The 7,502-nt window shown below is 73.2% G+C and carries 7 protein-coding genes; 2 read left to right on the forward strand and 5 right to left on the reverse strand.

Annotated features, from left to right (window positions below; genetic code table 11):
* The first annotated feature begins 480 nt into the window (after positions 1 to 480).
* The gene (locus JNK30_RS14195; RefSeq protein ID WP_293483090.1) at positions 481 to 663 is read left to right on the forward strand and encodes a CsbD family protein; all 183 of its coding nucleotides are present in this window, start codon (positions 481 to 483) and stop codon (positions 661 to 663) included.
* 3 nt (positions 664 to 666) lie between these two features.
* Here JNK30_RS14195 and JNK30_RS14200 read toward each other — a convergent pair whose 3' ends face one another.
* The gene (locus tag JNK30_RS14200; protein WP_293483091.1) at positions 667 to 1,983 is read right to left on the reverse strand and encodes an MFS transporter; all 1,317 of its coding nucleotides are present in this window, start codon (positions 1,981 to 1,983) and stop codon (positions 667 to 669) included.
* The gene (locus JNK30_RS14205) at positions 1,980 to 3,179 is read right to left on the reverse strand and encodes a DUF3089 domain-containing protein (protein ID WP_293483092.1); all 1,200 of its coding nucleotides are present in this window, start codon (positions 3,177 to 3,179) and stop codon (positions 1,980 to 1,982) included. Before JNK30_RS14205 ends, JNK30_RS14200 begins: the two co-directional genes overlap by 4 nt.
* Positions 3,180 to 3,421: 242 nt before the next feature.
* Between JNK30_RS14205 and JNK30_RS14210 the strand changes: the two genes are divergently transcribed.
* Positions 3,422 to 3,979: a DUF882 domain-containing protein gene (locus tag JNK30_RS14210; protein WP_293483093.1), complete on the forward strand. Its 558-nt coding sequence runs from the start codon at positions 3,422 to 3,424 to the stop codon at positions 3,977 to 3,979.
* A gap of 75 nt (positions 3,980 to 4,054) precedes the next feature.
* On the opposite strand, the gene JNK30_RS14215 is transcribed toward JNK30_RS14210, so the two are convergent.
* The 3 genes from JNK30_RS14215 to JNK30_RS14225 all read right to left on the reverse strand — a co-directional run bounded on the left by JNK30_RS14215 (position 4,055) and on the right by JNK30_RS14225 (position 7,080).
* Positions 4,055 to 4,345: a hypothetical protein gene (locus JNK30_RS14215; RefSeq protein ID WP_293483094.1), complete on the reverse strand. Its 291-nt coding sequence runs from the start codon at positions 4,343 to 4,345 to the stop codon at positions 4,055 to 4,057.
* An 11-nt stretch (positions 4,346 to 4,356) separates the two neighbouring features.
* Positions 4,357 to 5,853, reverse strand: a complete 1,497-nt coding sequence (locus JNK30_RS14220; protein ID WP_293483096.1) for a L,D-transpeptidase family protein — start codon at positions 5,851 to 5,853, stop codon at positions 4,357 to 4,359.
* A 201-nt stretch (positions 5,854 to 6,054) separates the two neighbouring features.
* Positions 6,055 to 7,080: a lysine-2,3-aminomutase-like protein gene (locus JNK30_RS14225; RefSeq protein ID WP_293483097.1), complete on the reverse strand. Its 1,026-nt coding sequence runs from the start codon at positions 7,078 to 7,080 to the stop codon at positions 6,055 to 6,057.
* Positions 7,081 to 7,502: the final 422 nt, after the last annotated feature.

The following is a 7,502-nucleotide window of genomic DNA, read 5'->3' on the forward strand; positions in this document are numbered from 1 at the left end:
ACACCAGGCGCGTATGGGTCCCGGTCTTCGCCTGCGGCGAAACCGGGATGACAGCCGGGTGGGCGCGGCGGTCGATCCTCCACCCCTGGGGGAGCTCGCGAAGCTAGAGGGGGCCTGGCCCAGCCGCCAGCGACCCCTCCACCCTGCTCCGCAGGGTCCCCCTCCCCTTGCAGGGGAGGACCAGTCCCTCCCCCACCCCAACCCCTGTCATCCCGGTTTCCGCGCAAGCGGAACACCGGGACCCATACACTCCGCCTTTCCGGATGAGCCGCAGCGGCGCCGCCCGCGGGCCGTCCCCACAACGGGCGCGTATGGGTCCCGGTCTTCGCCTGCGGCGAAACCGGGATGACAGCCGCAGGGACGGGTACTCGATGCTCCCCCCCTGGGGGAGCTCGCGAAGCGAGAGGGGGCCCGCCCCCGACCCCGGAACCTCCGCCCGCCTGCGGCGTAGTCCCTTCCCCCGCTCGAAAGGAAGAGACGATGCACAAGGACGAAGCCAAGGGCGCCGCCAAGGACATGAAGGGTTCGATCAAGCAGGCGGCCGGCCGGGCCACGAACGATCCGAACCTCGAGGCCGAAGGCTCCGCCGACAAGGTCGAAGGCAAGGTGCAGAAGGGCGTCGGCGCCCTGAAGGACGCCGCCCGCGACGTGCTCAAGAAGTAGCGGTCAGGCCGCCCTGTCGATCTCCGCGAACGTCTTTCCACGCGTCTCGCGGGCCGCCAGGGCGGCAAACCCCGTCACGAGGGCGGCCGCGGCCACATAGATGGCCACCGGCGTCCCCGAACCCGTCGCGCGCAGCAGCGCCGCGGCGATCAGCGGCGCGAGCGATCCCGCGAAGATCGAGGTCACCTGGTACGACAGCGACGCCCCCGAATAGCGGATCCGCGTCGGGAACATCTCGGCCAGGAACGCCGCCTGCGGGCCGTACATCGCCCCGTGGAACACCAGCGCGCCCACGCACGCCAGGGTGATCAGCATCGGGTCGGCGGTGTCCAGCAGACGGAAGAACACGAACGCCCAGATCACCATGCCGAACGCCCCGAAGGCGTAGACCGGCCGCCGCCCGATCCGGTCCGACAGCGCTCCGAACAGCGGGATCAGCACGCAGTGGACGGCCGAGGCCACCAGGATCGCGTTCAGCACCGTCGCGCGGGGCAGACCCATCTTCGTGGTCACGTAGGTGATCGAGAAGACGGTGACGACGTAGTAGCTGATGTTCTCGGCGAACTTCAGCCCGGCGCCGATCAGCAGCTCCCGCGGCCGCGTGCGGATCGCCTCCAGCGCCGGCGCCTTCTCCACAGCGTCGGCCTCGCGGGCCACCGCCTGGAACGTCGGGCTTTCCTCCACCGTCGCCCGCACCCACCAGCCGACGCCGATGAGGACCGCCGAGATCAGGAACGGCACGCGCCAGCCCCAGGCCAGGAAGTCGGCCTCGCTCTGCAGCCCCGCCATCAGCGCCAGCACGCCCGAGGCCATCAGGCTGCCCGCCGCGACGCCCGCCTGCGGCCAGCTGGCCCAGAAGCCGCGCCGGCGCGCGTCGCCGTGCTCGGCCACGATCAGCACCGCCCCGCCCCACTCGCCGCCCACCGCGAACCCCTGCACGAGCCGCAGCAGCACCAGCAGCGCCGGGGCCAGCAGCCCGACCTGGTCGAAGGTCGGCAGGCAGCCGATCAGTACGGTCGCCCCGCCCATCAGCATCAGGCTCAGCATCAGGAGCCGCTTGCGGCCGATCCGGTCCCCGAAGTGCCCGAACACCACCCCGCCCAGCGGCCGCGCCACGAACCCCAGCGCATAGGTGGCGAACGCCAGCATCGTCCCCACCAGCGGCTCCGACGCCGGGAAGAACAGCTTGTTGAACACCAGCGCCGCCGCGGTGCCGTAAAGGAAAAAGTCGTACCACTCTATGGTAGTGCCGATCATGCTCGCCACAACCACGCGTCGCAGCGTGGACGGCGAGGCGAGCGTGTCCTCCGCGGCGCTCATTTCGCGCCCCGCGCCCAGGCCCGGCCCTGCGTCTCGGCCAGGGCGATGAGGTCGCCCATGGCCACCGGCACGTCCAGCGAATGCGTGCCCCAGTCGGGCTGCACCCGGCCCTCCGCGTCGAGATGGTCGCCGGTCAGCTCGTCCGTGCGGGGATCGGCCGGGTCGGCGTTGACGCGCCAGGCCAGGTAGCCGCCCGCATCGCCGTCGACGCAGCCGCCGCTCACCAGCCCCGGCACGCGCACGTAGCGCGTCGTGATCGGCCGCATCGGCGTCACCCACGGCTTCGGCGGCGCCGCCGTCGGATGCATCGCCGAAGCCCCGAACACCGGGTGCAGCGTCACCGGGCCGCCGCCGCCCAGAGCGGCCGGGTTCGTGCAGGCGACCCGCATGCCGGGCTGCGTCGTGCGGCCGAACCGGCTGTTGGCCGGCGGCGGCGCGCTCTGGCGGAAGCTCACGTAGGTCACCACGCAGCCGGTCTGCGTCCGGCTGCGGCAGAGGGGGGTCGACTTGAAGTCGCCGCCGACGGTCCGGCCGGCGGGCACGAGCACGTTCGTGCCGATCAGATAGGCCGCGACCATCCGCTTCGCCGCCGGCTTGCCCTCGATCTCCTCCTGCAGCAGCCGCTTCAGGACGCCCGCGCCCTGGCTGTGGCCGTAGAGGATGACGCCCCGGCCGCCGTTGTCGTGCGCCAGGTAATGCCGCCAGGCCGCCACGACGTCGCCGTAGGCCAGCTCGCGGTCGACCGCCACCGACTGGCCCGCCGTCATGGCGCGAAGGGCCGGAATTGTGATCTGGCGATAGACCGGCGCGAAGATCCGGCACGCGCTGGCGAACCGCGCCAGCTGCCGGGAGACGGTCCCCCGCTCTTCCGGTCCGGGGACCATGTCGCTGTTCGGCGTCGTGTCGGCCGAGGCGGTCGGATAGACGTAGAAGCAATCCACCGGCGCCGCCGGGTCGGGCCGGAACGGCTCGAGACCATAGCTGCCGTCCGCCCGCACGACGGTGGCGGCGAGGTCGATGGCGCAGGCGTCGCTGCGGCCCGGCCGGCAGAGCCAGGCCTCGTCGCGGCCATAGTCGTTCGGCGTCCTGTCGACCGTCTGCGCCCCGGCCGCCCCGGCCGCCAGCCCGACCCCGGCCGCCAGCGCGACGGCCGCCAGCGCCGCTGCGGCCGCCGGCGCGCTCAACCCCCTGGTCATCGAAACGCCTCCCCCGGCCTCTGCCTCGGGCCGCTGTGCGCCGACTGTCGAGGCGCAGCCGCCGGATTGCAAGGCGCCCGGCGGCGCGGTGTCGCAATGACATCTTCGTAGGGTTGACGTTAACCCGTCCCCCGGCATCTTCTCCGCTTCGTTTCGAGGCCGCCCAGCGCATCGCCCAGGCGTGCGGTCGGGTCGCCGGCAGAAGTCGAGCCTTCCTGCGAAGGCTCCGGGAGGCACGTCACTTGGCCCACCTCGTCCACCGCAGGAACCTCCTGACCCTTGGCGCCGCCGCCGGCCTGACCGCGGTCGCCGCGCCGGCCTGGAGCGCCCAGATCCTCGACATCTGGGAGCCCCGGCGCGCGGTCCTCGACAACCTGCACACCGGCGAGCGGTTCAACGAGGTCTACTACGCCAACGGCAGCTACCTGCCCGACGCGCTGGCCGAGGCCACCCGGGTGATGCGCGACTGGCGGACGGGCGACGAGCACTTCATCGACCCGGGCCTCTTCGACGCGCTGCACGCCATCGCCGCCCGGCTCGAGACCCCGCGGCCGTTCCAGATCATCTCCGGCTACCGCTCGCCGAAGACCAACGCCATGCTCCGCGGCCGCTCCACGGGCGTGGCCGAGCACAGCCAGCACACGGTGGGCAAGGCGATCGACGTGCGCCTCGAGGGCGTGGACCTGTCCCGGCTGCGCGACGCGGCCGTGTCGCTCGGCGCCGGGGGCGTGGGCTACTATCCGGTCTCCAACTTCGTCCACGTCGACACCGGCCGCGTCCGCCAGTGGCGCGGGGCCTGACCGGCCGAGCGCGCGGCCGCCAGGGCCTCGCCTGTTCAGACGGAACCGCCTGAACGGGAACCCGCTCCAGGCGCCTCAGGTCGGCGGGTCGTCCGTCGGCGGCGTCTCCGGCTCCACCGTGGTCATGCCCGTGGCGGCCGCGTCGTCCAGCACCTGCTGCTCTTCCTGCGTCGGCGTCGGCGGGGGCGGCGGGGGCGCGGCTTCGGGGGCGACCGTCTCGGCGGGCGGGGCCACGGGCGCGGCCGGCGCCGGCGGCGGTTCGGCCGCCCGCTCGGGTTCCCGGTCGAACTGCAGCGCCCGGCTCGCGGCCAGGGCCAGCAGCACGGCGACGCAGGCGCCCGCGATCCACAGGGACGTTCTCAGCATCCGTATCCCCCTCAGGTCTTCTTGGCGTCCGGCTTCGGCTCCGCCGCCAGGACCCCCACGCGCTGCAGCAGCTGGCGGTCCCAGCCGTACGGATCGGCGCGGAAGTGCATCACCCCGTCACCGCCGGCGAACGCCGTCCAGTAGAAGATGAACACCGGCACCGGCGCCGCCAGCCGCGCGCGCACGGTCTTGTCGCCCAGCAGCTGGTTGTCGATCGCCGCGGTCGTCCAGGTCGCGTCGCCGTCGAGCAGCGCCTCGGCCAGGGCCCGCGGCTTCTCCACCCGCACGCAGCCATGGCTGGCCTGGCGGGCGTAGAGATCGAACCCGCCCTTCGACGGCGTGTCGTGCAGGTAGACGGCGAACGGATTGTCGAAGTCGAACTTGAAGCGGCCCAGGGCGCTCTGGTCGCCCGACGCCTGCTGCAGCCGCGGCTGCCCGCCCTCGACCGGGATCACCCGGTAGCCGTTCCGCGCGAGATAGCCCGGGTTGGCCCGCTCCTTGGGCCACAGCTCCTCGTTCGCGATGCGCGTGGGCACGTTCCACGGCGGGTTGATCACCACCGAGTGGATCGCCGAGGCCAGCATCGGGGTCTCGTCCCCCTTCTTGCCGGACACGGCCTTCATCGACAGCACCGGCCGGTCGTCGCGGAACAGCGTCACGATGGCCGCGCCGGAATTCACCTGCACCCGCGTCGCCGGCATGGTGGACGGCATCCACCGCCAGCGCTCCATGTTGGCGATGATCTGCAGCACGCGCTGGCCGACCGGCTGGTTGAGGTAGGCCAGGGTCCCGTTGCCGACCACGCCGTCGGGCTTCAGGCCATAGCGCCGCTGGGCGCGGATCACCGCCTCCTGCAGCGGCTTGTCGAACGCCGCCGCCCCGGTCGCCGGCAGCAGCGGGTCCTCGGCCGCCAGCCGGGCGCGGAGCTTGGCGACCCGCGGGTCCGTCGAGCCCAGCTCCAGCTTCGGCCCCTCGGGCACGCTCTTCCAGCCGCCCGCCGCGGCGATCTCGCGGTATCGCGCGAGGCCCCGCTTCAGCGCCGTGTAGCCCGAGTAGCGGGGCGGAAGGCTGTCGAGCCACGCCTGCAGCCGCCCCTCGGCCAGGGCCTTCGCCAGCTCGGGCGCGGGATCGTACGGCGCGGGTCGGACCTGCCACAGTTCCGGGAACTCGCCCGGCTCCATGCGGCCCACCTTCACGTCGTGGGCGTAGCGGGCGAGCCCCTCGCCCAGCGCGGCGTTCTGCGCGGCGGACGGGGCCGAGCCCTCGGTCAGGCCGGCCGGCAGGTAGTCCCTGGGCTGCAGCCCGTGCTGGTCGGCGCCGCGCAGCGCCGCGAGGGCCACCTGCGCCTGCGCTGCGGACAGGGCGGGGATCTCGACCGGCGGCGGCGGCGGCGGGGGAACGGCCTGCGCCGGCGGGACCGGCAGCACCGGCGGCTGCGCCTGCGCCGCGAATCCGGGACGGCCCAGCGCCAGAGGCGCCAGGGCGGCCAAAGCCAGGCAGCGCCCCAAGCGTCCGCCCCGCACCCTAAGCCCGCCCATGCTGTCTACCCGACCCTTCGCTCGCTCGTCGCCGGGGATCATCCACGACTCCCCTGACCACCACATGAACGCACACTTGGGCCCGGCGGATGAGCGTTTCGACGCCGCCGCATGCGATGGCAGTCGCACTGTCACCTCCACGCCACATCGACCTCGCGCGGCCGCCTGGCGCTACCTGGGCGGATAGTCGTGGCGGCCGCCGTTCGGGTCTTCGACCTGGCCCTCCGCCACATAGCAGGGCCCGACCGGCGACTTGCCGTGGCCGCCGGGGATGTCCAGCACATAGGTCGGCTGGCAGAGCCCGGAGACCGTCCCGCGCAGCGCGCGCATCAGCGCCTGCCCCTCGGCCAGGCCGCCGCGGAAATGGCCGGTGCCGGGCGCGAGGTCCGGATGGTGCAGGTAGTAGGGCTTGATCCGCAGCTCCACGAACCGCCGCATCAGGGCTTCCAGCGTCGCCGCGTCGTCGTTGACCCCCTTCAGCAGCACCGTCTGGCTGACCATCGGAATGCCCGCGTCGACGATCCGCGCGCAGGCCGCCGCCGCCGCGGGGGTCAGCTCGTCCGGATGATTGGCGTGCAGCCCGACCCAGGTGGTATTGCCGGGCGCCCTAAGGGCCTCGACCAGCGCGGGCGTGATCCGCGCCGGGTCCGCCGCCGGCACGCGGGTGTGGAAGCGCACGATCCTCACGTGCTCGATCGCCGCCAGCCGCCGCATCAGGTCGCCCAGCCGCCGCGGCGAGAGGATCAGCGGATCGCCGCCGGTGACGATCACCTCCCAGATCTGCGGGTCGCCCGCGATGTACGCCATCGCCGCGTCCAGCTGCGCGGCCGACAGGGGCCGCACGCCGTCGGGCCCCACCATCTCGCGCCGGAAGCAGAACCGGCAGTAGACCGCGCAGGCGTGGTTCGCCTTCAGCAGCACCCGGTCGCGGTAGCGGTGGACGACCCCCTCCACCGGGCTGAACGCTGCGTCGCCGATGGGGTCGGCGCGCTCGTCCGGAGTCTGGACCAGCTCGCCGGCCGCCGGGACGAACTGCCGCGCCACGCCCTCCGACCGCGCGGCCGCCTCGGCCACGGCCGGCGTGATCGCCACCGCGTACCGGGCCGCCACGGCCTCCAGCTCCGCCACCCGGCCGGGCGCGATCAGCCCCGCGCCGGCGAGCTCGGCCGGCGTGCGAAGGGTTCGGGGGGCGGGCATGCCGCGCGAGATAGGTCGGATGCCCCACCCTGTCATCCCGGTTTCCACGCCCGCTCCGGCTGTCATCCCGGTTTCCGCGCCAGCGGAAGACCGGGACCCATACGCGCCCGCGTCCGGGGTTCCGGCCCGGCGGCGCCGCTGGGGTGGTCCTGAACCGCCGAGTCTATGGATCCCGGTCTTCGCCTCACGGCGAAACCGGGATGACAGGGCAGCAGGGTGGAGGGGTCGCAGCGCCGCGGGCAGACCCCCTCTCGCTTCGCGAGCTCCCCCAGAGGGGGAGGATCCCTCAGACCAGCCGCTTCACCAGCAGCAGCGTCGTCAGGCCGCTGTTCCACTCGGTGTCGGGATACCGGTCCGCCTCGACGTAGCCGCGCTTCGCGTAGAAGGCCTGGCTGCGCACGTTGAAGGTGTCGGTCTCCAGG

This window comes from Phenylobacterium sp., from assembly GCF_016793225.1.
GTDB lineage: Bacteria > Pseudomonadota > Alphaproteobacteria > Caulobacterales > Caulobacteraceae > Phenylobacterium.